This window comes from Methylobacterium aquaticum (assembly GCF_001043915.1).
In the GTDB taxonomy this organism is placed as follows: Bacteria; Pseudomonadota; Alphaproteobacteria; order Rhizobiales; family Beijerinckiaceae; genus Methylobacterium; species Methylobacterium aquaticum.
In genome coordinates, this window is sequence record NZ_LABX01000020.1 from 1 (window position 1) to 23,212 (window position 23,212).

General features: G+C 69.8%; 21 protein-coding genes. 8 read left to right on the plus strand and 13 right to left on the minus strand.

Translation table 11 applies throughout. From position 1 onward, the window contains the following. Positions 1–417: 417 nt before the first annotated feature. Entirely contained in the window at positions 418–1,452 is a 1,035-nt protein-coding gene (locus VP06_RS02640) for an alpha/beta hydrolase (protein ID WP_048462288.1), read from the minus strand. A gap of 192 nt (positions 1,453–1,644) precedes the next feature. Here VP06_RS02640 and meaB point away from each other — a divergent pair, with 192 nt between their 5' ends. Beyond that, positions 1,645–2,622, plus strand: a complete 978-nt coding sequence (meaB, locus tag VP06_RS02645; protein ID WP_048462289.1) for a methylmalonyl Co-A mutase-associated GTPase MeaB — start codon at positions 1,645–1,647, stop codon at positions 2,620–2,622. A 41-nt stretch (positions 2,623–2,663) separates the two neighbouring features. Here meaB and VP06_RS02650 read toward each other — a convergent pair whose 3' ends face one another. Further along, complete coding sequence (locus VP06_RS02650) at positions 2,664–3,311, minus strand: DsbA family protein (protein ID WP_053081502.1); 648 nt, start codon at positions 3,309–3,311, stop codon at positions 2,664–2,666. A gap of 23 nt (positions 3,312–3,334) precedes the next feature. Beyond that, positions 3,335–3,943: an NAD(P)-dependent oxidoreductase gene (locus tag VP06_RS02655; RefSeq protein ID WP_048462290.1), complete on the minus strand. Its 609-nt coding sequence runs from the start codon at positions 3,941–3,943 to the stop codon at positions 3,335–3,337. A 126-nt stretch (positions 3,944–4,069) separates the two neighbouring features. On the opposite strand from VP06_RS02655, the gene VP06_RS02660 reads away from it, so the two are divergent. The 3 genes from VP06_RS02660 to VP06_RS02670 all read left to right on the plus strand — a co-directional run bounded on the left by VP06_RS02660 (position 4,070) and on the right by VP06_RS02670 (position 6,882). Then, on the plus strand, positions 4,070–4,438 hold the full coding sequence (locus VP06_RS02660; protein ID WP_048462291.1) for a winged helix-turn-helix transcriptional regulator: 369 nt from the start codon (positions 4,070–4,072) through the stop codon (positions 4,436–4,438). 130 nt (positions 4,439–4,568) lie between these two features. Continuing rightward, positions 4,569–5,957 (plus strand): UDP-N-acetylmuramoyl-L-alanine--D-glutamate ligase, encoded by a 1,389-nt coding sequence (murD, locus tag VP06_RS02665; RefSeq protein WP_048462292.1) that lies wholly within the window; start codon positions 4,569–4,571, stop codon positions 5,955–5,957. A 106-nt stretch (positions 5,958–6,063) separates the two neighbouring features. After that, positions 6,064–6,882, plus strand: coding sequence for an endonuclease/exonuclease/phosphatase family protein (locus VP06_RS02670; protein ID WP_082167113.1), 819 nt, complete (start codon positions 6,064–6,066; stop codon positions 6,880–6,882). On the opposite strand, the gene VP06_RS02675 is transcribed toward VP06_RS02670, so the two are convergent. From VP06_RS02675 to VP06_RS02685, 3 genes are all read right to left on the minus strand, one after another. After that, positions 6,815–8,251, minus strand: coding sequence for a phospholipase D-like domain-containing protein (locus tag VP06_RS02675; RefSeq protein ID WP_048462293.1), 1,437 nt, complete (start codon positions 8,249–8,251; stop codon positions 6,815–6,817). The two genes, VP06_RS02670 and VP06_RS02675, sit on opposite strands and share 68 nt — an antisense overlap. A gap of 239 nt (positions 8,252–8,490) precedes the next feature. Continuing rightward, positions 8,491–10,317 carry a translational GTPase TypA gene (gene typA, locus VP06_RS02680; RefSeq protein WP_048462294.1) on the minus strand — a complete coding sequence of 609 codons (1,827 nt, stop codon included), beginning with the start codon at positions 10,315–10,317 and terminating at the stop codon, positions 8,491–8,493. Between the two features lie 187 nt (positions 10,318–10,504). Next, a complete protein-coding gene (locus tag VP06_RS02685; RefSeq protein WP_245291020.1) occupies positions 10,505–11,884 on the minus strand; it encodes a TAXI family TRAP transporter solute-binding subunit in 1,380 nt (459 codons plus the stop codon). A gap of 594 nt (positions 11,885–12,478) precedes the next feature. On the opposite strand from VP06_RS02685, the gene VP06_RS02690 reads away from it, so the two are divergent. Then, entirely contained in the window at positions 12,479–12,793 is a 315-nt protein-coding gene (locus tag VP06_RS02690) for a hypothetical protein (RefSeq protein WP_156295420.1), read from the plus strand. Between the two features lie 231 nt (positions 12,794–13,024). Here the strand turns inward: VP06_RS02690 and VP06_RS35865 are convergent, their stop codons facing one another. The 3 genes from VP06_RS35865 to VP06_RS02705 form a co-directional block, all read right to left on the minus strand. Continuing rightward, on the minus strand, positions 13,025–13,558 hold the full coding sequence (locus tag VP06_RS35865; RefSeq protein WP_156295421.1) for a hypothetical protein: 534 nt from the start codon (positions 13,556–13,558) through the stop codon (positions 13,025–13,027). Between the two features lie 173 nt (positions 13,559–13,731). Next, positions 13,732–13,926, minus strand: coding sequence for a hypothetical protein (locus VP06_RS02700; RefSeq protein WP_048462297.1), 195 nt, complete (start codon positions 13,924–13,926; stop codon positions 13,732–13,734). Between the two features lie 133 nt (positions 13,927–14,059). Next, positions 14,060–14,971 carry a molybdate ABC transporter substrate-binding protein gene (locus tag VP06_RS02705; protein ID WP_342586799.1) on the minus strand — a complete coding sequence of 304 codons (912 nt, stop codon included), beginning with the start codon at positions 14,969–14,971 and terminating at the stop codon, positions 14,060–14,062. Between the two features lie 216 nt (positions 14,972–15,187). Between VP06_RS02705 and tcuC the strand changes: the two genes are divergently transcribed. Continuing rightward, positions 15,188–16,507, plus strand: coding sequence for an MFS transporter (gene tcuC, locus VP06_RS02710; RefSeq protein ID WP_048462298.1), 1,320 nt, complete (start codon positions 15,188–15,190; stop codon positions 16,505–16,507). Here tcuC and VP06_RS02715 read toward each other — a convergent pair whose 3' ends face one another. The 3 genes from VP06_RS02715 to VP06_RS02725 form a co-directional block, all read right to left on the minus strand. Further along, positions 16,508–17,185 carry a haloacid dehalogenase type II gene (locus tag VP06_RS02715; RefSeq protein ID WP_048462299.1) on the minus strand — a complete coding sequence of 226 codons (678 nt, stop codon included), beginning with the start codon at positions 17,183–17,185 and terminating at the stop codon, positions 16,508–16,510. It lies immediately after the preceding gene. Between the two features lie 530 nt (positions 17,186–17,715). After that, on the minus strand, positions 17,716–19,239 hold the full coding sequence (gene murJ, locus VP06_RS02720) for a murein biosynthesis integral membrane protein MurJ (protein ID WP_048462308.1): 1,524 nt from the start codon (positions 19,237–19,239) through the stop codon (positions 17,716–17,718). Positions 19,240–19,375: 136 nt separating this feature from the next. Continuing rightward, on the minus strand, positions 19,376–20,401 hold the full coding sequence (locus VP06_RS02725; protein ID WP_048462300.1) for a glycosyltransferase family 2 protein: 1,026 nt from the start codon (positions 20,399–20,401) through the stop codon (positions 19,376–19,378). Positions 20,402–20,501: 100 nt separating this feature from the next. Here VP06_RS02725 and VP06_RS02730 point away from each other — a divergent pair, with 100 nt between their 5' ends. Further along, positions 20,502–21,344 carry a ChbG/HpnK family deacetylase gene (locus VP06_RS02730; protein ID WP_048462301.1) on the plus strand — a complete coding sequence of 281 codons (843 nt, stop codon included), beginning with the start codon at positions 20,502–20,504 and terminating at the stop codon, positions 21,342–21,344. Positions 21,345–21,606: 262 nt separating this feature from the next. On the opposite strand, the gene VP06_RS02735 is transcribed toward VP06_RS02730, so the two are convergent. Continuing rightward, a complete protein-coding gene (locus tag VP06_RS02735; RefSeq protein ID WP_048462302.1) occupies positions 21,607–22,206 on the minus strand; it encodes a superoxide dismutase in 600 nt (199 codons plus the stop codon). A 334-nt stretch (positions 22,207–22,540) separates the two neighbouring features. Here VP06_RS02735 and VP06_RS35870 point away from each other — a divergent pair. Beyond that, the coding region (locus VP06_RS35870) for a hypothetical protein (protein ID WP_048462303.1) at positions 22,541–23,212 on the plus strand (672 nt) is incomplete at its 3' end.

Sequence of the window (23,212 nt, forward strand, 5' to 3'; positions counted from 1 at the left end):
ATACCAACGGTCGTTGAAAACGACCTTTGGTTCTGTTCTCGAATTTTCGCCAAGCCTCTGGCTTGACATCGAAAACTCGAGATGGGTCAACGGCCCGATGCGTCAGCATCTTGGGCCGTTGGTATAAGCCGGTGATTGCGCGGGTCTCACACTGGGCGTGATGGGCAGGGGCGGCATCGTGGGCGACGGCTTGCTTCCAGCCCTGTCGTCTCGGACCGCTCCCCCTGTCGCATCTCGGGTCGAGGGCCCGACGAGGCCGGACGACGCGCCCGTGGACAGTCGCAGCGGCCCTGATCGGACCACCTTTGGTCAGCCACGACCATCCCAGAACCCTGTGGTGAATCCCTGGCGTCGGGCGGGAGCGTAACCCGCTGAGAGGTGCGCCGTCGGCGCGCAGCCCCCCTGGCGCGTCGCGGCCTACCGCCCGTCCGCCCGTGCCACCGCGCGCTTGATGACCTGCTGCACTTCGACGTTGGACAGGAACAGGTCGTGGTTGATGAGGCCGGTGCCGTAGTCCGATGCATCCGCGACGCGCACGCCGAGCGCTTCGAGCCGGCTGCGATCGGCCGCGCCGGCTCGCACAACCCCGCCCGCGATGGTGCTCGACAGTTCGAGCGCCCGGTCGTTGGTGGACGAGATCACCGTGATCTTCTGGGCCCCGGTGCCCAGCCGCTCGATGCCGTTGGTGAACAGGTCGATGTCGATGTCGGGCGCGGCCAGCACGATGGCGCCGATCCGGTCCAATGCCGCTTCGCCGGCATCGGCCCGCAGCATGCGCAGGGTCTCCAGGGTGAGCAATGTGCCCATCGAATGGGCGACGATGTGGATACGCCCGCCCTGCGCGGTCGCGAGCGCCCGGAGCAGGTCCTCGAAGGCGTCGCGCGACCACAACGCGCTCTCGCGGTCGTAGCCGTAATCGAAGGTCTTGCCCGCCGAGGGCCAGGAGAACAGCCCGGAGACGCCGCGGAAGCGGATGCCGTCGGAGAGCTGCGCCGCGCTCACCGCCGCGGTCTCGAACGATTCGCGATAGCCGTGGACATAGATCAGCACGTCGCGGCCGAGCGCCGCTTCCGCGAAGGCGGTGGCGGCGTCGGGGCCGGTCACCACTCGCGGCGCCGCGGCGATGCGCCAGTCGCCGGTGACGACCGACGAGACCTTGCCGATCAGCGAGCGGTCCGGTGCCGCAAGGCGCAATGTGGCGAAGGCGAGGCCGCGGCCGCGCTGGTCGGTGAAGTAGGGCGGACGGCCGGCGGGATCGGCCGGGCGGCGGGTGGTGGCGACGAGCAGGACCGGGCTGACATCGAGTGCCGATTGCCGCTCCGGCCCGGCCGCATCACCGAGGAGGCCGCCACCGAATCCGCCGCCGAGACAACCGCCCAGCGAGAGGCTGGCGAGGGCGGAGAGGCCGAGGCGGGCCAGGCATCGGCGCGTCGGCACGGCGTTCGCTGTCATGTCGTCCCACTCGTCCCCGGCGCCGGGCCGGTCTCTCCGTGCGCTTTCAGGCTCGCGATGCGGCATGATCGTGGCCGTGGCGCGTCGCACCGGGGCAAAGCCGCTCTTGTTGCCCGAAGGTCACGCCTGTCAGCCCTTCGTCCACAGGCGAGGGCCCTCGACGGGCGCGCGGCGAGCCGGCAGAAAGACGCCATGACCGTCCCGGCCCCCGACCTCGCCCAGCTCCTGTCCGGCAACCGCGCCGCCCTCGCCCGCGCCATCACGCTGGTCGAGTCGAAGCGGGCCGATCATCGGGCCGCCGCCCGCGCGCTCCTCGACGCCGCCCTGCCGCATGCCGGCAAGGCGGTTCGGGTCGGCATCACCGGCGTGCCGGGGGTGGGGAAGTCCACCACCATCGATGCCCTCGGTGCCGCCCTGACGGCGCGGGGCCACAAGGTGGCGGTGCTGGCGGTCGATCCGAGTTCGTCGCGCACCGGCGGCTCGATCCTCGGCGACAAGACCCGGATGGCGCGGCTCGCCGTCGATCCGAACGCCTTCATCCGGCCCTCGCCGTCGTCGGGCACCCTCGGCGGCGTGGCGGCCAAGACCCGTGAGACCATGATCCTGTGCGAGGCCGCCGGCTTCGACGTGGTGCTGGTCGAGACCGTGGGCGTCGGCCAGTCCGAGACTGCGGTCGCCGACCTGACCGACTTCTTCCTTGTCCTGATGCTGCCCGGCGCCGGCGACGAGTTGCAGGGCATCAAGAAGGGCATCCTCGAACTCGCCGACATGATCGCCGTCAACAAGGCCGATGGCGAGGAGGGGATGCGCCGCGCCATGGCCGCCGCCGCCGAGTACCGGGCGGCGCTCCACATCCTGACCCCGGCGAGCGCCACCTGGTCGCCACCGGTGACGACGATCTCAGGGCTGGCCGGCCAGGGGCTCGACGCCCTGTGGGAGGCGATCCTCGACCATCGCCGCAAGCTCGCCGCCTCCGGCGAGATCGCTGCGAAGCGCCGGAGCCAAGACGTGAAATGGATGTGGGCCCTCGTCCACGAGCGGCTGCACCAGCGCCTCACCGGCAGCACCGAGGTGCGCCGGACGACGGCGGAGGCCGAGCGGAGGGTCGCGGCGGGCGAGCGCTCGCCGGCGGCGGGGGCGGACCTGATCGCCGAGCTGATCGGGCTGTAAGCCGATCGCGCAAGACTGATCGCCACCGTTGTGAAATCGGCTCAGGCCGCGGCGTCCCGGATCACCCGCAGGAGATTGTCGCGGTCGCCGAAGAGAGGCGCGCCGTTGAAGCCGCGCCCCTCGTCGCCCCCTGCAACAAGGGCGGGCACCCCGCGCAAGCCGTGCCGGGCCATCGCCGCCCGGCCCGCCGCCATGCGGGCGGAGGCCGATTCGTGCAGGGCCGCATCGGCTGCTCGAAAGCGCGCGGCGGCGGGCGCGACGTCGGCTTCATCGAGGATCTCCGCCAGGACCGCCGGATCGGCGATGTCCCGGCCGCCGACATAGCGGGCCGCCTGGATCGCCGCGAGGGCGTCCGGCTCTCGCTCGGGCGCGGTCAGATGGACCGCGGTGAGCGCCAGGGTCGCAGGCCCCGAATCGACCAGGCCCGTGCCGGCCTTCAGCACCTGCATCCGGTAGGCGGTGCTGAACGGCTGGCCCGTGAGCGCGGCGATGCGCTGGTCGGCCGACCAGGCATGGGTGGCGAAGGTCGCATCGATCGCGAAGGCGCCCGGCCCGGCGAACAGGCCGACCGGGAGGAGGGCGAGGGTCACGTCGTCGCGGGCGCGAAGCCAGTCCAGGGCGGGGTGGGCGCCGTAGCACCAGCCGCAGAGCGGGTCGACCAGGACGGTCACGGTGATCCGGTCGGACATGGGTCCTCGCATGGTGTCCCGTCTCAGTAGCCGACGGTGAAGCGCTGGCGGAGATGGGCGGGGCGCTCGATCTCGTCCACAAGGGCGACGGCGTAATCCTCGTAGGAGATGCGGCTGCCGGTCTCGCCGACGAGCAGGCTGTCGCGGCCGAGGCGGAATCGCCCGGTGCGCTCCCCCGGCTCGATCAGCGCCGAGGGCGACAGGAAGCTCCAGTCGAGGTCGGCGACGCCACGCAGGACATCGAGGAAGGCGGCGCCCTTCAAGGCCTCGTCCTTGTAGACGGCCGGGAAGTCGGGCTGGTCGACCAGCCGCTGCCCCGGCGCCACCTCCAGCGAGCCGGCGCCGCCGACCACGACATAGCGCGTGACGCCCGACTCCCTCACGGCGCCGATCAGCGCCGCCGGGTCGGTGTCGACGAAGTGCACCGCGCTCACCACCGCGTCGTGCCCGGCGAGCAGGCGGCTCAGGCCCGCAGGATCGCGCACGTCGCCGGCAGCCGGTTCGACCTGCGGCGAGGCGTGGGCCGCGGGATGGCGGCTGATGGCGGTGACGCGGTGGCCCCGCTGCACCAGCTCGGCGACGATGCGCGTGCCGACGTTCCCGGTCGCGCCGATGACGGCAACCTTGGCCATGATGCTCTCTTTGTTCGGTTTCGCGATCTGGTCTATGTTCGAGACCGACTACAGAGCTAATCCGCCGCGGTCGGCCGCGCAAGACGTCAGTCTTGCGAGACCAGGTCAGCGCGCGGTGACCATCGGATGAAGAGCGTGCTCGACCAGATCAGACCCGACAACGACCAGGCCAACACTTGCCCGATCCGCGATGTGCTGGACCGGATCGGCGACCAATGGAGCCTCCTGGTGCTGGCGACGCTGGATCCGGGAGTGAAGCGGTTCAGCCAGCTCGAACGCGAGATCGGCGACATCTCGAAGCAGATGCTGTCGAAGACCCTGCGCCGGCTGGAGCAGGACGGCTTCGTGGCCCGCGAGGTCCATGCCGAGGTGCCGCCGCGGGTGGAGTACCGGCTGACGGCGTTGGGGCGCTCGTTCCTGGAACCGATGCGCGGGCTGATCCGGTGGGCGGAGGCGAACCAGGCGGCGATCGTGGCGGCGCGCAGACGGGCGTGACCGTTCGTCCGACGGCGGCACGCCCGGCTATCCCACGGCACAGCTTGACGAAGCCGCTTTCCGCGGCCCACTAACCGCCGGAAAGACGCGCCCGGCGTCGGCCCGGCGCCGCGAAGGCTCGAAGCGACGCATGACACCCTCCACCACCTTCGCCGGCCGGACGGTCGCCCTGTTCGGGCTCGGCGGCTCGGGTCTCGCCACCGCGCTCAGCCTCAAGGCCGGCGCCGCCCGGGTGATCGCCTGCGACGACAATCCGGCGCGGATGGAGGCGGCGCGCCAGCAGGGCATCGAGACCGGCGACCTGCGGCAGGCGGAGTGGACCAGTGTCGCGGCGCTCGTGCTCGCCCCCGGCGTGCCGCTCACCCACCCGGCGCCGCACTGGACGGTGGATCTCGCCAAGGCGGCCGGCGTGCCGGTGATCGGCGATATCGAGCTGTTCTGCCGCGAGCGCGCCGCGACGAGCCCTGCCGCGCCCTTCGTCGCCATCACGGGCACCAACGGCAAGTCGACCACCACGGCACTGATCGCCCATGTCCTGGCGGCGGCCGGCTGCGACGTGCAGATGGGCGGCAATATCGGCACCGCCATCCTGTCGCTGGAGCCGCCGTCGCCGGACCGGGTCCACGTGATCGAGCTGTCCTCGTTCCAGATCGACCTGACGCCGTCGCTGGCGCCCACCATCGGCGTGCTCCTCAACCTCTCCCCCGATCACCTCGACCGCCACGGCGACATGGCCCATTACGCCGCCATCAAGGAGCGGCTGGTGGCCGGCGCGGCCCATGCGGTCGTCGGGGTCGACGACGCATGGTGCCGGGCGATCGCCGGGCGCCGGAAGGGCCCGCTGACCCGGATCCATGTCGGCGACGCCGGGGAGGGGCCCGGCATCCTCGCCCGCGACGGCATCGTCATCGACGGGCGACGAGCGCCGGCCGAGCCGGTGGCGGACCTGTCCGGCATCGGGTCCCTGCGCGGCGCCCATAACTGGCAGAACGCGGCGATCGCCTACGCGGTCGCCAGCGAGCTGGGTGTGACGCCGGACGCCTTCGCGGCGGCGCTCGCGACCTTCCCGGGCCTGCCCCACCGGATGGAGGAGGTCGGCCGGCGCGGGACCGTGCTGTTCATCAACGATTCGAAGGCCACCAATGCCGATTCGACCGAGAAGGCGCTCTCGGCGTTCCGGCGTGTCCACTGGATTCTCGGCGGCAAGCCGAAGGAGGGCGGGATCACGAGTCTCGCGCCGTACTTCCCGCGCGTCGCCCATGCCTACCTGATCGGTGCGGCAACCGAGACCTTCGCCGCCACCCTCGACGGGCAAGTGCCGTTCAGCCGCTGCGGCACGCTCGCCGCTGCCGTCACCGAAGCCGCGGCGGCGGCGGCGCAGGACGGAGCGGGTGAGCCGGTGGTGCTGCTGTCGCCGGCCTGCGCCTCCTACGATCAGTTCCGCAGCTTCGAGGATCGCGGCGACCAGTTCCGCCATCTCGTGACAGCGCTGCCCGGCTTGCGCATCCCGGGCGCCTGACACGCCGTTTCCCGAATCGGCAAATCGGCGTAAGCGGCATCGCACCCGGTCCAAGGCATCCTTCGCCATCGTGCCGGCTCAATCCGAGTGTTTCCCACGCGGTGCCATGCTGCCCCCCCAACGCCTCCTGCCCGCCGAGATTCCGGCCGCGCCCGGCCACGCTCCGCTGCGGCCCGGCCCGCGCAAGATCATCAGCTGGAACCTGCTGCGGCGGACCGGCGCGACCGTCGACGCCCTCGAGGCGCTGATCGCGCAGGAAAAGCCCGACCTGCTGCTGATGCAGGAAGCCACCGTCGACATCACCGAGCTGCAAGTCCGGGTCGGCGGCCATTATGCCTGGGCGCCGCTGCCGCGGCGCATCCACGGCCTGGCGATGTGGAGCCCGACGCCCTGGCCGCGCCCGCCCGAGGTGGTGACGCTGCCTTCGGGCGCCCTGATCGACCGGGTCTGCCAGATCCTCGATCTCGGCACCTTCGGGGTCGCCAACGTCCACCTGTCGCACGGCCAGGTGCTCAATCGGCGCCAGCTTCGCCGCATCGCCCAGCACCTGCCGGTGCGGGCGGCGGTGCTCGGCGACTACAACATCGTCGGGCCTGCCCTGCTGCCGGGCTTCCACGATGTCGGGCCGCGCCACCCGACCCATGCCATGGTCGATCTCGTCCCCTTACGCCTCGACCGCTGCCTGGTGCGGGGACTGACCTGCCGCGGACAGGCGGTGCTGCCGCGGGGCGCCTCCGACCACCGGCCGATCGTGGTCCATCTCGAACCGGGCAACCCGCAGGGCAAGCGCGAGCCGCTGCACGCGCGCCTCGCGGCGTTTCGCGACCGGGCCGAGGACTTGCGCAAGCGGGCGCCGCTCAAAGATATGGCAGCAGCAATCGCACGGCGGCGTCGCGGAGCCGCACGGCCATCCCGCGAGAGTTGAGATCCTGGGCGGTCAGGCGCCGCTCCATCTTGGCCCGCATCAGCCCGTCGAGGTCGGCGGCGAAATCCGTGTCGTAGACCTCGACGTTCAGCTCGAAGTTGAGCCGGAAGCTGCGGCTGTCCCAGTTGGCGCTGCCGACGAAGCACCAGGTCTCGTCCACCACCATCAGCTTCGAATGGTCGAAGGGCGGCCGATCGAGCCAGATCCGCGCCCCGGCCTCCAGCAGCGGCCCGACATGCGCCCGGGTCGCCCAGTCGACCACCCGGTGGTTGCTCGCCTGCGGGATGATGACGTCGACGGTGACGCCGCGCATCGCCGCGAGGCCGAGCGCCGTCAGCAGCATCTCGCTCGGCAGGAAGTAAGGCGTGGCGAGGCGCACCGAGCGCCGGGCGGTGGCCACCGCCTCCAGCACCACGAACTCGATCTTCTCGATGTCGGCGTCCGGCCCGGACGTGACGACCCGGGCGAGGGAGGGCCCGACCGGCGCGATCGCCGGGAACCAGGCCGGCCCCTCCAGATCCTCGCCCTTCACGAAGGCCCAGTCGCGCCAGAACGCTTGCGCGAGCTGGCCGACCACCGGCCCATCGATGCGGAAATGGCTGTCGCGCACCGGCTCGGGCGGGTTCTTCGCCATGATGTTCTCGTCGGCGATGTTGACCCCGCCGACGAACCCGACCCGGCCGTCGACGAGCAGCAGCTTCTTGTGGGTGCGCAGGTTCAGGAACGGCATCCGCCAGGGGAGCGCCGAGTGCATGAACAGGCCGGCCGGGATTCCGAGCGCCCGCAGGCGCCGGTACATGGCCGGGAAGAAGTAGCCGCTGCCGATGCCGTCGATCACCACGCAGACCGCGACGCCCCGGGATCTGGCGGCGTCCAGGGCTTCCGCGAAGGCCCGGCCGCTGTCGTCGTCGCGCATGATGTAGCTCGACAGGGCGACGCTGGTGGTCGCCTCGCCGATCGCCGCCAGCATCGCCGGATAGGCTTCGTCGCCGTGGCGGTAGCGCCGGATGCGGTTGCCGGCGACGAGCGGCAGGCCGCTGATCCGCCCCACCGCCTGCTTGAGGGGCTGGAACGCCTCGGGCACCTCGGCCACCGGCGGCGGCGGCGCGCCGGGACGGGGGCCTGGCAGGACCGGCAGGCGGCGGGCGCGCCGGCTCACCCGGTTGATGCCGAACGTCACATAGAGCAGGCTGCCCAGCATCGGCGAGAGCCAGACGAGCCCGATCCAGCCGATCGCCGCACTGACCTCGCGCTTGCGCAGCAGCGCGTGCACCGTGACGGCGACCGCGACGGCGAGGCCGATCGGCGCCAGCACGTCCGCCTGGATCGAGGCAGGGATCCCGAGCCAGCGGTAGATCTCGTGTTCCACACGGCCTCCTGCCGCCGCTATCGGGGATGGGTCCGCGGGCAGGATCGGACGCGGGATCCCCTCTTCCACTCGGGAGAGGGGGATCGCGCGCCGTATCCTGTTCCGGGGTGGACACCATGGGATACGGGAGGGCGGTGCGGGAATCCACACGGTCGCGCCGGCCGTCCACCGCCGCAACAAAAATCCCCCGCCCCGGAGGAGGAGCGAGGGACTCGACGTCAGACCGTCCGTGCCGCCGATCAGGCGCTCAGCGAGTCCTTGGCCCGCTCCGCCCGCTTGCGATCGTTCGGGTCGAGCACGGCCTTGCGCAGGCGGATCGACTTCGGGGTCACCTCGACCAGCTCGTCGTCCTGGATCCAGGCGAGGGAGCGCTCGAGGGTCATGCGGATCGGCGGGGTCAGGCGGACCGCCTCGTCCTTCGAAGTGGTGCGGATGTTGGTGAGCTTCTTGCCCTTGAGCACGTTGACCTCGAGGTCGTTCTCGCGGTTGTGCTCGCCGATGATCATGCCCTGATAGACCTTCCAGCCCGGCTCGATCATCATCGGGCCGCGATCCTCGAGGTTCCACAGCGCGTAGGCCACCGCCTCGCCCTGGTCGTTGGACATCAGCACGCCGTTGCGGCGGCCGGCGATCTCGCCCTTGTAGGGCTCGTAGGCCTTGAACAGCCGGTTCATGATCGCGGTGCCGCGGGTATCGGTCATCAACTCGCCCTGGTAGCCGATCAGGCCGCGGGTCGGAGCGTGGAACACCAGGCGCAGGCGATTGCCGCCGGACGGGCGCATCTCGATCATGTCGGCCTTGCGCTCCGACATCTTCTGCACGACGACGCCGGAATACTCCTCGTCGACGTCGATCACGACCTCCTCGACCGGCTCCAGCGTCTCGCCGTTCTCGTCCTTCTCGAACACGACGCGGGGACGCGACACCGCGATCTCGAAGCCCTCGCGGCGCATGGTCTCGATCAGGATCGCGAGCTGCAATTCACCGCGGCCGGAGACGTAGAACGAATCCTTGTCGGCGGCTTCCTCGATCTTGAGCGTGACGTTGCCCTCGGCCTCCTTGAACAGGCGGTCGCGGATCATGCGGCTCGTGACCTTGTCGCCCTCGGTCCCGGCGAGGGGGCTGTCGTTCACGATGAACGACATCGTCACGGTCGGCGGGTCGATCGGCTGGGCCTGGATCGGGGTGTCGACCTGCGGGTCGCAGAAGGTGTCGGCGACGGTGCCCTTCACGAGACCGGCGATCGACACGATGTCGCCCGCCTCGCCGATCTCGATCGGCTGGCGCTCCAGGCCGCGGAAGGCCAGGATCTTCGAGACGCGGCCGGTCTCCACGACCTTGCCCTCGCGATCGAGGACCTTGACCGCCTGGTTCGGCTTCACGGTGCCCGACGCGATCCGGCCGGTGATGATGCGGCCGAGGAAGGGGTTCGCCTCGAGCAGGGTGCCGAGCATCCGGAACGGGCCCTCCTCGGTCTTGGCCGGGGGCACGTGCTCCAGCACCAGGTCGAAGAGCGGGGCGAGACCCTCGGACGAATCGCCCTCCGGCGAGGTCGCCATCCAGCCGTTGCGGCCCGACCCGTACAGGATCGGGAAGTCGAGCTGCTCGTCGGTGGCGTCGAGCGCCGCGAACAGATCGAAGACCTCGTTGACGACCTCGGTGATGCGGGCATCCGGCCGGTCGACCTTGTTGACCGCCACGATCGGGCGCAGGCCGATCTTGAGCGCCTTCGAGACCACGAACTTGGTCTGCGGCATCGGGCCCTCGGCGGCGTCGACCAGCACGATCACGCCGTCGACCATCGACAAGATGCGCTCGACCTCGCCGCCGAAATCAGCGTGGCCGGGAGTGTCGACGATGTTGATGCGGGTGTCCTTCCAGACCACCGAGGTGGCCTTGGCCAGGATGGTGATGCCGCGCTCCTTCTCGAGGTCGTTCGAGTCCATCGCGCGCTCCTCGATCCGCTGGTTCTCGCGGAACGAGCCGGATTGCTGGAGCAGCTTGTCGACCAGGGTCGTCTTGCCGTGGTCGACGTGGGCGATGATGGCGATGTTGCGCAGCTTCATGGGATGTCCGAAGCAAACAAAGCCCGGCACGCCGCGGGCCGCCAGGATGGCAGCCGGACGCATCGAGCCGGGGGAAATCTGTTGCGTCGCAATAGAAGGTGTGGCGCCACGGCGCAAGAGGGACCCCCGACCGTCTCCAAGGCGAGAGGGGCGCTGACGGAGAGGAGGGCGCCCATCGCCGGCTGGGTCACTCTGCCGCGGCGGCGTGCGGGTCCGCGCTGCGATCAAGCCCAGGTGCCTGCCGGTCCGGCGCCGCCTGGCGCTCCAGCAGCAGGACACGCCGCTCCGCAATGGCCCGCCGCGCCTGGTCGAGGCCGAGGGTGAAGGCCGCGACGCCGGCATTGTCGATGGCGCCGGTGCCGGCCCGGGCCAGGGCCGCGGCCAGGATCTCGTCGGCCTGCCGGTCGAGATCGGCGAGTTCCAGCTCGTCCTCGACGTCGCGGCTCGCCCGCACGATGGTGAGCAACTGGCGCAGCAGCGCCATGTCCCGGGCCCGCGACCGGTTGGCCGCCCGCGACACCAGGGTGGCGGCGGCCGACCCCAAGATCGAGATGCACATCACCAAGAGGTAGAACCAATCGCCGTAGCGCTCGAAGAAGCTCTCGACCTCCCCCTCGTAATAGGCCTGAGCCCCGGGATGGACCGGCAGCGACGCGCTCTTCGAGGTGTCGGGCGCCTCGATCTGGTTGGCGAGCGGCACCTCGGCGGCGAGGCCGGGCCGGGTGACGAAGAGCAGCCGCGTCAGTTCCGACACCACCGAATCGGCGATCCGCGCCTGGGCCACCAGCCGGTGGCTGACCCCGACCGTGGTCACGGTCTCGGCCGGGCGCGGCGGCGTGCCGCCGAAGGTGCCGCGGGCGATCTCGACGCTTTCCAGGGCCGGCCAGCGCCGGGCCAGCACCGCCGCCTCGCCGATCGGGATGAAGGTGGGCGTGCCACCGGCGCGCGTGATGCTCGCCACCACCTCGCCGGCGGTGCGGCCGGTGAGCGGGCTCACCACCATCACGGCGTCGACCCGGTGGTCACGCAAGGCTTGGCCGGCCTCCTGGCCGGTACCGAGGGGCACGGTCGACACCGCATCGGCCGGCACTTCGTATTGTTCGAGGATGTGAGCGAGCAACCGGGCATTGCCGGCCGGGTTGCGCACGATCCCGATCCGCTTGGCCCGCAGGTCCGGCACGGAGGACAGGGTCGGGTCGGCGGCCAGGAGCAGTACCGCGTCCCGGTGCAGGATCGCCACCGTCTGGGTGTTCGCCGGGATGCCGACATCCGAGCGCACCACCGCAAGATCGGCCTTGGTCTGCTCGGCCAGCTCGGCGCTCTCGGCGACGCCGCTCGTCGTCACGGGCCGCAGACGGACATCCTCGTGAGTGCGGGCGAGCGACTGCGCCACGATGGCGACGAGGCGCGCATCCTCGCTCCCCGACGGCCCGACGGCGACGCGCAGGGTCGTCGGCTGCCCGAGCCACTGATAGGCGAGCAGGCTCGTCGCCACGAAGGCGAGGAGGGCCGCGAGGACGAGGGGAGCGTGGCGCCGCATGACGAGCGGCACACTGGGCCCCGGCACGCCGTCCGGCAATCCGGCTGATTGGCGCGGGAGGTCTCCGGGACCGGCCCGCTCGGGCGACCGTTACGTCACCGCGGCGGATCCACCGTCGTGGATCGCCTGTCCGGGAACGACGATGACCCGCCCAAGCGGCGACGGGTCAGGACAAAGTTGAGAAACGGGATCGATGACGCCTCCCCGAGCGGGCCCGCCGGGCCAGTGATGACGCTGAGACATCAGTGCTGTTCAACGGTGCCAGGAACCAATTCGATCGCATGCGCGACGATCACGGTGCAGAAACGATTCGGAAAAAGTGATCACGACGAAGCATTTCTGGCGATGGCATTGCCGGACGCACCCCGTGATCTTGTGTTTTACGTAGTCATACGAATCACTCAAGGGTGTCAGCGGGCCGCACCCTTCGGCTACGGTGCACGTCAAGGGAGGGCAGGGGCGCCGCGCCCTGGCGGTGATACGATGTCCGACTGATCGCTTCGCGATGCGGATATCGGCTTCGCTCAGGCGCCGCGCGGGCTGACGATCCGACGTCCGACAGGAATCGTCCAGACGTCGTATGACGCCCGTTGTCCGACAGGATCGCGAAGGGAGTATCCAGTGAGCGCGGACAGTGCATTTCCGGTGCGAGAGCACATCACGAAGGCCGCTGCTTTATCCTACCTCGTCGTGAGGTCATGCGATGTGCTGGTGCAGGGCAGGACGGTCTTCGACACGTCGGTCCGGCTGGCCATCGCGATTTTGATCGAAACGCCGATGGTCGTCCTGTGCTGTGCACTGGTGATCAACGTTTTGTTTTTGCATGTAATTCTACAGAAGATCAGGGTCATCGCCCAGACAACGGAAAACCCGGAGAACGGGCCGAACCGCCCCATCCATGAGCGATCGGAGCCGTTTCGCGCCGACCCTCTGTGACGGTACGCTGGTCGGGGCCTGCCCTGGGCAGGCTGTCGAGGCCCGCTCCATCGGACGGGTTATACCAACGGTCGTTGGAAACGACCTTTGGTGCCGTTCTCGAATTTTCGCCAAGCCCAAGGTCTCGGACATCTGCGCTTAACGTCGAAAATTCGAGATGGAGCAACGGCCGCGTCGATCTTGGGCCTGCCCGAGATCGAATCGATGCGTCAGCATCTTCGGCCGTTGGTGTTACGCGAAGAGGTGCAGCAAGCTTTGCGGATTCTGAGCGGTGAGGCCGTAACCGGGCGCCCCGACCGGCTGCCGGTTGCTGAGATTTTGCAGTTTCGCCGATTCGCCGGCGAGGTCAACCGGTCGCAGGGCGCCAAGATCGCCGGCCGTGGGCGGTTTCGCCTGGCCTTTCAGCAGATCGAGCGACGGGCCCGCCTCGCCGTCGGGCTGGTTCGCTTGCGTCGAGGCCGCTCCGTTGCCGTCTGCCTGCGTCCGCTGTTCGGGTGACACTCGGGGCGATGAGGCCTGGAGCGTCAGAATGGTGCCGAGGGACACGCGCTCCGCGGGTGTGCGCGCGCCGATCACACTCGCCGGCCCGGAGGCGGCGGGCTTCGGTGCCTCTGCCGCGGGCTTGGATGCCTCGGGCGTGACGGTCTGTGCCTGAGCGGGGGTTGGCGTGGTCGTCGCCGGCTTGGTGTCGCCCGGACCGGCCGCCTTTAGCGTTTTGAGCTTTGTAAGGGACGTGAGAGACGACAAGGCGCTGAGGCTCGTCACGATGTGCACCTCCTGAAAGACCGGCGGCTGCCCGAGTCTCGGCGCTGGGCATCGCGGCCGGTCTTTCACAGACGATATCGTGGGCGTCTTGCTCCCTCGTGCGGGAGATGCCTTGCATTTGACGGATCAGGCGCTCTCCGCGCGAGCAGTGCCGTTGCGGCGACCAGCCCCGCTCACAGCGACATGCGCAACCCGAATGCGACCGCCGCCACGATGGCCGCCCCGACAGCCGGACCCAAGGCCGCGAGGACAAGGGCGCCCGGATGGTAGCCCGGGGCCGCAAGATAGCGCTGATGCGCGTGCTTCTCCTGCCGGAGCAGCGGCGCCGATACGCGCGCCGCTGCTCCGGGCGTCCAACCCTGTCGCATGATGCCGTCCCCGCCCGCTTGGCCGCCCTGTCCGGGCAGCGCGAGACCTGTTGTGTGAGGCCCATGAGGCGCTGGACGGCGTGAAGAGGGGGTGAATCCGATCCCTCGGATTGTCCGCGTCGTGAATCGTGGGTTAGCGGGCCTTGATCGGGTCGAGCCCGGTCTCGGCGATCGTCGCGGCGTGGTCTGGCGACGACAGCCAGGAGATCAGGGCGCGGGCCTCCGCCGGGTGCTTGGCGCCCTTCGGGATGCCGGCCGAGAACAGCGTCACGTTCTGCACCTCGGGCGGGACCGGCCCGACGATGGTGATGCCCTTGACGGGTTTGAGCTCGGCGATCTGCTGGAAGCCGAACTCGGCGTCGCCCCGCGCGACGACGTTGCCGACGCGCTCGGCGACGATCATCGTGCTCTTCGGCGCCAGTTCCCGTTCCAGCCCGAGCTTCCTGTACATCTCCTTCTCGATGTAGACGCCGCTGGCGCTGTCCGAATAGGCGATCGAGGAGGCGCCGAGCAGGGCCGTCTTGAAGGCGTCGAGGGTCGCGATGTCCGGCACCTTGGCCCCGGCCTTCACCGCCAGCGCGATGCGGGAATCGGCCAAGGCCACCTTGCTGCCCGGCGTGATCTTGCCGTCCTTGTCGAGGGCATCGAGGGCGTAGCCGACCATGATGACCACGTCGGCCGGCTCGCCGCGGGCGAGGCGCACGGGGATCGCCTCCGGCGCCGTGCCCATCGACGGGCCATAGGCGGTCACGACCCTGTCGCCGGTCTTCGTCTCGAAGCCCGGAACCAGGGCTTGGTAGGCGGCGGTGAAGCCGCCGGAAATCATCACGTGCAGCTCCGCGGCCTTGGCCGGGATGGCGAGGATGAGCCCCGCCGCCAGGGTGGCGGCCATCCGGGCGAGGCGGCGGGCTGTGCTCGGCAGATGCACCTTGGCGGGCCGATGCGTCGTCGGCCGGGTGTCGTGTCGTGCCGCAGGGTCGTGCCGCAACGCCGGCGACCATTCCGGCGACATCGGCAGACCGGGCCGCGACACCGTCGTCGTCATGGATCCTGTCCTGATCATGGTTCCTCCCGGGGATGCCTGTTGGGGATGTCGCTTAGGGATGCCTCTTGAGGACCTCCCGGGGGATTCCCTGGTGGCAACCCGGCCATTGCGCAACCTTCTGCGGTTTCGATGGGATGAAATTTCTGTATCAAACGTGTCTGTGATCGCTGTAGAGAGAGCGAAGTCCAGGAAGCCCGCGTTCGGGAGGAAGTCAGCATGGCAGGTCCGGTCCACGGTCCGCAGGGGTCGAAGGTCGCCACGGTGTTGCGCGTCACGAGCGGCAACTTCCTGGAAATGTTCGATTTCTTCTTGTTCGGCATCTATGCGAGCCACATCTCGAAGGCGTTCTTCCCGGCCGAGAACGAGTTCGCCTCGCTGATGTTCACATTCATGGCGTTCGGCGCGGGCTTCCTGATGCGGCCCCTCGGGGCGATCTTTCTCGGCGCCTATGTCGACCGGATCGGCCGGCGCCAAGGCCTCATCGTGACGCTCGGCATCATGGCGGCCGGGACGGTGCTGATCGCCTTCGTGCCGTCCTATCAGACGATCGGCCTCGCGGCGCCGCTCCTCGTGCTGATCGGCCGCCTGCTCCAGGGCTTCTCCGCCGGCGTCGAACTCGGCGGCGTGTCGGTCTATCTCGCCGAGATGGCGACGCCCGGCCGCAAGGGCTTCTACGTCTCCTGGCAGTCGGGCAGCCAGCAGGTCGCCGTGATGGTGGCGGCCCTGATCGGCTTCGGCTTGAGCCGCACCCTGATGCCGGCCCAGATGTCCGAATGGGGCTGGCGGATCCCGTTCTTCATCGGCTGCATGATCGTGCCGTTCCTGTTTTACATCCGGCGCTCGCTGGAGGAAACCCAGGAATTCCTGCATCGCAAGCACCGCCCGTCGCTGCCCGAAGTCTTCAAGTCCCTGGGCGAGAACTGGCAGATCGTGCTGCTTGGCATGCTGCTTGTCGTGATGACCACGGTGTCGTTCTACACCATCACGGTCTATACCCCGACCTTCGGCAAGAGCGTGCTCAAGCTGTCGGAGACCGACAGCCTGATCGTCACCTTCTGCACCGCCCTGTCGAACCTGTTCTGGCTGCCGGTGATGGGGGCGCTCTCGGACAAGATCGGCCGCAAGCGGATCCTGCTGGCCTTCTCGGCGCTCACCCTGCTCACCGCCTACCCGGCGCTCGCCTGGCTGACCGCCAACATCTCGTTCACCAACATGCTGATCACGCTGCTGTGGCTGTCATTCCTCTACGGCAGCTACAACGGCGCGATGGTGGTGGCGCTGACCGAGATCGTTCCGGCCAACGTCCGCACCACCGGGTTCTCGCTCGCCTACTCGCTCGCCACGGCGCTGTTCGGCGGCTTCACCCCGGTCGTCTCGACCTGGCTGATCGAGACCCTCGGCAACAAGGCGGCGCCGGGCCTGTGGATGGCCTTCGCGGGGGCCTGCGGCCTCGCCGCGACCCTGCTGATCTATCGCCGCGGCGCGGCGGCCACCGCCGGGGTCCCGGGCGGCGCCCGTCCGGTGGCCGGAGAATAGTCAGGCCAGGAGCCCGTCGAGGGACCGGATCACCCGGACAGGTTCGAGGTCCGGGTACTCGTCGGGCTGGTCGGTCCGATTGACCCAGACCGGGGCGAAGCCATAGGCCGCCGCCCCGGCGATGTCCCAGCGGTTCGAGGACAGGAACACGATCCGTTCCCGCGGGACGCCGAGGCGATCCGGCGCCAGATCGTAGGCGCGGGGCGCCGTCTTGAAGGTGCCGGCCGGATCGACCGACAGCACCGCATCGAGACGCTCCGCGAGATCCGCCGCCGTCACCGCCGCAGCCAGCATGGCGGTGTCGCCGTTCGACAGGATCGCGGTCGTCAAGCCGGCCCGGCGCAAGGCGTCGAGGGTGCCGGGCACCTCCGGATAGGCGTCGAGCGTGCGGTAGGCATCGAGCAGGTCCGGCCGGATCGCCGGATCCACACCGGGATGCCGGGCGAGCGCGTGGTCGAGGGCCCGCTCGGTCAGCGTCCAGAACGGCGCGTAGTGCCCGCACAGCGACAGAACCCAGGAATATTCGAGCTGCTTCTGCCGCCAGGTCTCGGACAGCCTCGCCGCGTCCGGCCCGATCGCGGCGGCGTGGCGCTGCACGGCGGAATGGACGTCGAGCAGGGTGCCGTAGGCGTCGAAGACCACGGCGTCGGCGTGGTCGAGCGGGGCGGGGAGGGGCATCGCGGGGCCTCGTTGCTTTTCAAGGGCGGGATCGCGTCTGGCAACGCACAAAGGCATGACGCGGGGTTCAATTCCGAGCCTGTTCGGCTCCACTCCAACCATCTTTCAACCCGCGACCTCATTCTGAGGTGCGACCAACGGGAGCCTCGAAGGAGATTCCAGATGGCCTTGAGATGTTGAACCCGCCTTCGCGGCCCGCGACGCGGGCACCTTAGCTCGACTTTGGCCAATCGACGCCCCGTTACCTGTGTAGCGCCTGCACCCACGAGCCAGGATCCGTTCGCGTCCTGCTTCCCACAACGTCCAAGGGCAAAACCGACTTGTTACTGTAAGGAGGGAGTTCCCCGGTGAGTGATTGCTCGGCGGGTCCGATGGGGACTTTCGCCATGTCGCATCGACGAGGTGAGAGTACAAAACTCACTCGGCGCGTCCAGCCTCGCCGGAGGAGGCCACCAACAGGCACTGGCCGATTGGCCAAAGTCGAGCTTAGGATGAGGCGGCAAACGGGGAATGCCGATGGCCACAGAGCCTCACACCCGCCGCAGCCGCACCCCGAACAGCCGCAACGCCACCAGCAGCGTCGCCGCATAGGCGACGAGCCCGGCGGCCCCGAGGGCCGAGAGCACTGCGAGGTCGCGGAACCGCGGCAGGGACGGCATCAGGCGGTCGATCAGCGGCAGGCCGCCGAGGGTGAAGGCGGCGAGCACGCAGCAGGCGGCGAGCACCCCGCAGGCGGTGACGATCAGCGTCCGGCTCGGCGCCGTCCAGCCGCGGCCATATGCGAGGCAGAACAGGATCAGCACATTGACCCAGACGCCCGCGGCGGTGGCGAGCGCCAGGCCCATCACTCCGAGCGGCCCGGTGAGCACGATCTTGAGGCCGACATTGACCGCGACGGCGGTGAGCGAGGCGATCACCGGCGTGCGGCTGTCCTGGCGGGCGTAGAAGCTCGCCACGATGCTGCGGATCAGCACCGCCGCCGGCAGCGCCAGGCCGTAGGCGGCCAGCACGGCGCCGGAGCGGGACGCCGCCTCGGCATCGAAGGCGCCGCGCTGGAACAGCGCGGTCATGATCAGGTCCGGCACCAGCAGGAACGCCACCGCGAACGGCGCCGAGAGGGCGAGGGAGAAGCCGGTGGCGCGGTTCTGCGCCGCGTGGGCGCCGTCGTCGTCGCCCGCGGCGACGCGGCGGCTCATCTCCGGCAGCAGCACCGTCCCGGCGGCGATGCCGATGACTCCGAAGGGCAACTGGTAGAGCCGGTCGGCGTAGTAGAGCGCCGAGACCGCGCCGGTCGGCAGGAACGAGGCGATGATCGTGTCGGCGAACATCGCGATCTGGACGCCGGCCGAGCCGATCACCGCCGGCCCCAGCATCGCGAAGAACCGGCGCATGCCGGCATCGTTCAGGGTCGGGCGGACGAGGGCGGGGGCGAGCCCCGCCTTCCGGGCATCGGCCCAGACCAGGAGGAATTGCAGAACCCCCGACACGGCGACGCCCCAGGCGGCGGCATGACCCGCATTCGGGAACAGGAACGCGAGGCCGAGCGCCGCCAGCAGCGAGACGTTGAGCAGCACCGGCGCGGCGGCCGCCGCCGCGAAGCGCCGCCGGGCATTGAGGATCCCGGAGAGCAGCGTCACCAGGGTGATGAACAGGAGGTACGGGAAGGTGATGCGGGTGAGCGTCACCGCGAGGGCGAATTTGTCGGGCTCGTCGGCGAAGCCGGGGGCGAGCGCCCGCACGATCACCGGCATCAGCGGCACGGCGAGCGCCAGGAGCGCCACCTGCACCAGCAGCATCAGGGTGAAGACCCGGTCGGCGAAGGCCCGCGCCGCGCCGTCCTCGGCGTCGAGGGCAGCATAGGTCGGCACGAAGGCGACGTTGAAGGCGCCCTCGCCGAAGATCGCGCGGAAGTGGTTGGGCAGCCGGAACGCCACCACGAAGGCGTCGGCGACCGGGCCGGCACCCATCACGGCGGCCATGACCACGTCGCGCAGGAAGCCGGTGGCCCGGGAGACCAGCGTCCAGCCGCCGACCGAGAGGATGCTGCGAATCATGCCGCGGTCCATAGCACAGGGCCGCCGGAAGACACGCGATCGGACGGCCTAGGCATCATGCGCCGAAGTGGTGGCCGGTTCGGCGAACAATGACGCGACAGCCGGAGCTGAGCGACGTTGCGCCGGGCCACTCCGCTCAGGCGGCGCCGGAATAGCGCGCCCGCCGCTCCCCTCGGCGCTCGTCCCGGACCAGCCGGTCGTGGCCCTGGGCCGCCGGGCCGATCCGCTCGGCGACGACGTAGAGCGGGCGCCGCTTCACCTCGGCGAAGATGCGGCCGATATACTCGCCGATGATGCCGAGCGACATCAGCTGCACTCCGGAGAAGAACATCACCGAGACGATCAGCGAGGCGTAGCCCGGCACGTCGGGGCCGCGCAGCAGGGTATCGGCGACGAAATACACCGCGGCCAGCAGGGCGACGAGCGCGATGGTGCCGCCGAGATAGGTCCAGACCCGCAACGGCACGGTCGAGAACGAGGTCATGCCGTCGAAGGCGAAGCGGAACAGCTTGGTGAAGCTCCATTTCGAGCTGCCGTGCTGGCGCTCCTCGACCTGATAGGGCACGCCGACCGAGCGGAAGCCGATCCACGAATACAGGCCCTTCGAGAACCGGGCCCGCTCGGGCAGCGAGCGCAGAACGTCGACGCCCTTGCGGTCGATCAGCCGGAAATCGCCGGCGCCCTCGGGCAAAGGCGTCTCGCCGAAGCGCGCGAAGAGCCGGTAGAACAGCCGGGCGAAGCCGCGCCGCAGCGCGCTCTCGCCATCCCGGTCGGTGCGCTGGGCGTAGACCATCACGTTGCCCTCGCGCCAGCGCTCCCAGAAGGTCGCGATCAGCTCGGGCGGGTGCTGGAGGTCGGCATCCATGATGACGACGGCGCGGCCCTCCGCGTGGTCGAGACCGGCCGCGATGGCGATCTCCTTGCCGAAGTTGCGGCTGAACGAGACTGCGCCGATGCGCGGCTCGGCGGCGTGGTGAGCGGCCACCACCGCGGCGGTGTCGTCGTGGCTGCCGTCATCGACGAACACCACCTCCCAGGACGCGGTCAGGCGCCCCAGCACGGGCACCAGGCGGGCGAGGAGCGGCGCGACGTTGGCGCTCTCGTTGAAGACCGGTATGACGACGCTCAGGTCGACCGGTTCGGGGTGTCTGAACAGCTCCACGACGCTGTCCCTCGTTGCGGTGCCGAGGCCGGCGGGGCCGGCAGCGGGCGGTCACGGGCCGGTGCGGGCACCGGTGGTTCTTACGCGCGAGATCTACGCGATGCTTCCTGAACGGCGCCCGGTCGTGCTCTGTGCCGACGATTACGGCCTGAGCCCGGGCGTCAGCCGGGGGATCCTCGCGCTGGCGCGAAGGCAGCGCATATCAGCCACCGGGTCGATGACCAACATCCCGGCCTTCCGGGAGGCGGCGCCGGCCTTGCGCGAGATGCGCGGCACCGTGGGCCTGGGCCTCCATCTCACCCTGACGGCGGGCTCCCCCCTCGGGCCCCTGCCGCGCCTCGCCCCGACCGGCCGCCTGCCGCCCCTCGGGCGGCTCCTGCGGCTCGCCCTGTCGGGCCGGCTGCCCGCCGCCGAGGTCCGCCCCGAGATCGAGCGCCAGCTCGACGCCTTCGCGGCGGCGATGGGGCAGCTGCCGGATTTCGTCGACGGGCACCAGCACGTCCACGTCCTGCCCGGAGTGCGGTCCGCGCTCCTCGCGGCGCTTCAGGCCCGGGGGTGGCGGGGGTGGCTGCGCGACCCGGGCGACCGCGTCAGCGCGATCCGGGCGCGGCCGCATGCCGGCAAGGCGTCCGTCGTGGCGGCGCTCGGTCTCGGCTTCGGGCCGGCGGCCCGCCGGGCGGGCTTTGCCACCAATCGCGGCTTCTCCGGCTTCTCGGATTTTTCGGACGGGAACGGGTTCGCCGGGGCGTTCGAGCGCGGCTTCCGAGCGCTCGGGCCGGCCCCGGTGGTGATGTGCCATCCGGGAGAGGTCGACGACGGCTTGCGCGCCCTCGACCCGGTGGTGGCGAGCCGGCCGCTCGAACTCGCCTATCTCGGCTCGGAGCGTTTCGCGGCGTTCCTGGAGCAGGAACGGCTGCAACTCATGCCGCGGCCGGCCGTCTAGAGCGCTTCACGATCGCGTCGCAATCGCGAAGCTTCTCTAGCTGTTTGATTTTGCCGCATTTTCTACGACGAACCGGTATCCACTTCGTCGGAAAATGCTCTCAGCAGATTTCGCAAAAGTGGTTGCCGGTTTTGCGACGGAAATCCGCGACAAACAAGAATCCAAGCGGACGAAGCGTTTGCCTGCCAACGCGAGTCTGCTTAGAAAACCCCCTCGCCCAGGCGGGGAGGGGGTTCTCGCTTCAACGGTTCTGCATCGCCGTTCAGGCGATCGCCTCACCGTACATCGTCTCGACGTGCTCCCAGTTCACCAGGTTCTCGATGAACGCCTTGAGGTAGTCGGGCCGACGGTTGCGGTAGTCGATGTAGTAGGAGTGCTCCCACACGTCGACGCCGAGGATCGGCTTGGCGCCGTGCACCAGCGGGTTCTCGCCGTTGGGGGTCTTCATGATCTCGAGCTTGCCGTTCTTCACCGCGAGCCAGGCCCAGCCGGAGCCGAACTGCGACACGCCGGCCTGGATGAAGTCGGCCTTGAACTTGTCGGTGCCGCCGAGATCCTCGGCAATCTTCTTCTCCAGAGCGCCCGGGATCGCGCCGCCGCCATTCGGCTTCATCCACTGCCAGAAGTGGATGTGGTTGTAGTGCTGGCCGGCATTGTTGAACAGCGGCTGGTTCTGACCGTAGGCGGCCTTCACCACCTCCTCGACGCTTTTGCCGGCAAGCTCCGAGCCCTCGAGGAGCTTGTTGCCGGTATCGACATACGCCTTGTGGTGCTTGTCGTGGTGGAACTCCAGGGTCTCCTTCGACATGTAGGGCTGAAGCGCGTCGTAGGCGTAGGGGAGTTCGGGCAGCGTGAAGGCCATCGGCGTGTCTCCGGATCTCACGGGTCGGGCGCGGCGGTCCCTGAGCGGCGCCGCCGCGGCACCCGGGTCTACCTAAGTCGGGCCTGCGCCCGCGGCAACGCCGCCGGCCCGTCGAGTCCTGCATCATCCCGGTCTTTGCCGTCCGCTCTTCGGCAGAGAGGTCCGGGCCTCACGGGGGCGGAGTCCGGGGATTTCAAGCGCGGCCGTTTTGCAAAAGCAGCGCGTGCCCCTAAATCTCAGCGTGGCGGACGGGGCAACGGCCCCGCACCACCCGTTCGGCTGCTCGTGTCGCCTGCCGGGCCGCCTCGTCGTATCGCCAGTTCCCGAGAGTCCGATGATCGTCGCGTTGACCGTGCTCGCCCTCCTGATGATGATCGGCGGCCTCGCCGCGATGGTCCAGGGCATTCCCTTCGTGCGGCTCGAGGTCGGCTGGACCATGGTGATCGCCGGCACCGTCGGGGCGAGCGCCGGCGCCGTCTTGCTCGGGATCACCGCCGCGGTCGCGCGCCTCGGGCGCATCGAGCGCGCTCTCGCCGATCGGGCCGCGGCGGGCTTCCCGGTGGCCGAGGGTCCCGTGGCGGAACCGGCTCCGTCCGAAACGGGCGCCGGGCCGGGCCGGGCCGGGCGCGGTGAGCCGGCGATGGCACCGATCCTGCCGCCGATCCCGTTTCCCGCCGCAGCGCCGCCCCTCTCCGAGCCGCGCCCGGCCGAGCCGACCGGCTTCGACCGAGGTGGGGCGGCGGTGGCAGCCGGTGCCGCCGTGGCGGCGGCCGGTCTCGCGGCGAGCGAACTGCGCCTGATCCGGGCGGAGGACCCGGACCTGCCGGCGGCCCGCCAGGAGACCGATCGCCAAGATTACGGTCGCCAACAGTCGGACCGGCGGGAGCCGCACCGGCAAGAGTTCTCATGGGATGAGCCCGCGCGGCCGGCGCCGGCACCGCAAGAGCCGCCGCCCCAAGACCGCGCCTGGCAAGAATCCGGTCGGCAAGAATCCGGTCGGCAAGAA

What these genes read in the sequence shown, in the direction of transcription:
- VP06_RS02730 (WP_048462301.1), top strand. Translation starts at nt 20,502, where the DNA reads ATGCTTCCTGAACGGCGCCCGGTCGTGCTCTGTGCCGACGATTACGGC.
- VP06_RS02735 (WP_048462302.1), bottom strand. Translation starts at nt 22,206, where the DNA reads ATGGCCTTCACGCTGCCCGAACTCCCCTACGCCTACGACGCGCTTCAG.
- VP06_RS02715 (WP_048462299.1), bottom strand. Translation starts at nt 17,185, where the DNA reads ATGCCCCTCCCCGCCCCGCTCGACCACGCCGACGCCGTGGTCTTCGAC.
- typA (WP_048462294.1), bottom strand. Translation starts at nt 10,317, where the DNA reads ATGAAGCTGCGCAACATCGCCATCATCGCCCACGTCGACCACGGCAAG.
- murD (WP_048462292.1), top strand. Translation starts at nt 4,569, where the DNA reads ATGACACCCTCCACCACCTTCGCCGGCCGGACGGTCGCCCTGTTCGGG.
- meaB (WP_048462289.1), top strand. Translation starts at nt 1,645, where the DNA reads ATGACCGTCCCGGCCCCCGACCTCGCCCAGCTCCTGTCCGGCAACCGC.
- VP06_RS02650 (WP_053081502.1), bottom strand. Translation starts at nt 3,311, where the DNA reads ATGTCCGACCGGATCACCGTGACCGTCCTGGTCGACCCGCTCTGCGGC.
- VP06_RS02705 (WP_342586799.1), bottom strand. Translation starts at nt 14,971, where the DNA reads ATGACGACGACGGTGTCGCGGCCCGGTCTGCCGATGTCGCCGGAATGG.
- murJ (WP_048462308.1), bottom strand. Translation starts at nt 19,239, where the DNA reads ATGATTCGCAGCATCCTCTCGGTCGGCGGCTGGACGCTGGTCTCCCGG.
- tcuC (WP_048462298.1), top strand. Translation starts at nt 15,188, where the DNA reads ATGGCAGGTCCGGTCCACGGTCCGCAGGGGTCGAAGGTCGCCACGGTG.
- VP06_RS02670 (WP_082167113.1), top strand. Translation starts at nt 6,064, where the DNA reads ATGCTGCCCCCCCAACGCCTCCTGCCCGCCGAGATTCCGGCCGCGCCC.
- VP06_RS02700 (WP_048462297.1), bottom strand. Translation starts at nt 13,926, where the DNA reads ATGCGACAGGGTTGGACGCCCGGAGCAGCGGCGCGCGTATCGGCGCCG.
- VP06_RS02660 (WP_048462291.1), top strand. Translation starts at nt 4,070, where the DNA reads ATGAAGAGCGTGCTCGACCAGATCAGACCCGACAACGACCAGGCCAAC.
- VP06_RS02655 (WP_048462290.1), bottom strand. Translation starts at nt 3,943, where the DNA reads ATGGCCAAGGTTGCCGTCATCGGCGCGACCGGGAACGTCGGCACGCGC.
- VP06_RS02640 (WP_048462288.1), bottom strand. Translation starts at nt 1,452, where the DNA reads ATGACAGCGAACGCCGTGCCGACGCGCCGATGCCTGGCCCGCCTCGGC.